The sequence below is a fragment of the Lishizhenia sp. genome (assembly GCF_033720595.1).
Taxonomy (GTDB): domain Bacteria; phylum Bacteroidota; class Bacteroidia; order Flavobacteriales_D; family Crocinitomicaceae; genus Lishizhenia.
Map to the genome: position 1 here is coordinate 1 of NZ_JAWWCF010000309.1, position 1,920 is coordinate 1,920.

At 42.0% G+C, this 1,920-nt stretch carries 1 protein-coding gene; it reads left to right on the forward strand.

Annotated elements, in window-relative coordinates; translation table 11 throughout:
• Positions 1-9: 9 nt before the first annotated feature.
• On the forward strand, positions 10-1,920 hold a 1,911-nt coding region (pbpC, locus tag R3333_RS14340; protein ID WP_318959452.1), incomplete at its 3' end, for a penicillin-binding protein 1C.

Here is a 1,920-nt window from a genome sequence, read left to right on the forward strand (position 1 = left end):
AGTTAAAGAATGAGATTATCAAAAAGAAACAAAAGGAAGCTAATCGGGTTACTGCTCTTTGGCTTCCTTTTTTATTACGCGTTTCCAAGTCGATTGTTTGACGTGCCTTATTCTACCCTCATAAATGATGAAAAGGGTGAGTTGCTGGCTGCGCAAATTGCAAAGGATGGTCAATGGCGTTTCCCACAAGTAGATGGTATTCCCTACGAATTAGAACAGTGTATACTACACTTTGAAGATGAGTATTTCTACTATCATCCAGGCGTAAACCCTGTCTCTACTTTTCGTGCATTGTTTCAAAATATAAAGGAGGGGAAAGTCGTAAGTGGTGGGAGCACCCTGAGCATGCAAGTAATCCGTTTATCCCGACAAAACAAAGCGCGATCTTACTGGGAGAAAATTATAGAAGTTTACCAGGCGGTGCGACTCGAATTCAGTTACAGCAAAGAAGAGGTGTTGCGTATGTATGTTTCTCACGCGCCTTATGGAGGGAATATCGTAGGAGCAGAAACAGCAGCTTGGCGTTATTTTCATCGACCTTTACATCAATTGTCTTGGGCTGAATATGCTACTTTGGCGGTGTTGCCGAACTCACCTTCATTGATTCGACCCGGTAAAAATTCAGAAGAGTTAAAAGCGAAACGAAACCGTTTACTTCAAAAGTTAAAGGAAAATGAAGTAATCGATGCTTCAACCTATGAGCTTTCATTGTTAGAGCCTTTGCCAGGAAAGCCTTTGGATTTGCCGAATTCTGCTTTCCACTTGTTGAGTTTGGCGAATAGTAAAGGTAAACATGGACACAGAATTAGTTCTACCATAAATGGTCGTTTGCAAAAACGCGTAAGTCAACGTGTAAATAATTACGTAAAGTTTTTAGAGAACAATGAAATTAGAAATGCCTGCGCTTTAGTGATTGATGTGAAGTCAGGCGAGGTAAAAGCCTATGTGGGGAATGCCAATTTTGAGGGTGCCAATGCACAGTATGTAGATCTTATTCAAGCCCCGAGAAGTTCAGGGAGTATACTCAAACCTTTCTTATATGCTGCGGCAATAGAGGAAGGAATGATACACAACAATAGCTTATTGAGGGACGTACCCATTTCTATTCAAGGTTTTGCTCCCTCAAATTTTAACAAGAGTTTCGATGGCGTGGTGCCTGCGAAAGACGCCTTGGCAAGATCACTGAATATTCCCGCAACAAATATTTTAAAGGATTATGGCGTAGTGGGCTTTTATGATGCGCTTCAAGATTTAGGTTTTTCTACTATTAATCGTTCGCCAGACAATTATGGTTTGTCTTTAATATTGGGAGGAGCAGAGGTGACCTTATGGGATGTAGCCCATGCCTACAGTAAACAGGTACGTACGCTGAATAACTTTTTTAGCAATGAACTTTTTCCATCTTCGAACATGTCTATATGGAAAGGCGAAGAGTTGCGTCATCCTGTTTCTTCCTTTGCAGAAGGCACGTGGTACATGGTTACTGAAGCGTTGAAAGAAGTGCAACGACCAGGAATGGAGGAGAGCTGGCGACAGTATTCTTCATCGCGCAAAGTGGCTTGGAAAACGGGGACAAGTTTTGGGTATAGAGATGCTTGGGCTGTAGGTTATGATGCCAATTATTTGGTGGCGGTTTGGGTTGGAAATGCAGAAGGTGAGGGTAGACCAGGGTTAACCGGTGCTTCTGTGGCAGCTCCTTTGATGTTTGATATTTTTCAGGATGTAGACAGGCGAGCATGGTTTGAAAAACCTTTGGCTAGTCTAAGGAATATAGAGCTCTGTGCTACCTCAGGGTTGGCCCCATCTCCGGCTTGTCCGAAAATGAAAACAGAAACAAGTATGGTAGCAAAACCTTTGGGTGTATGTACCTATCACCATCATATTTTGATAAATGACAAAGGTCTAAGAGTGAATCATAAT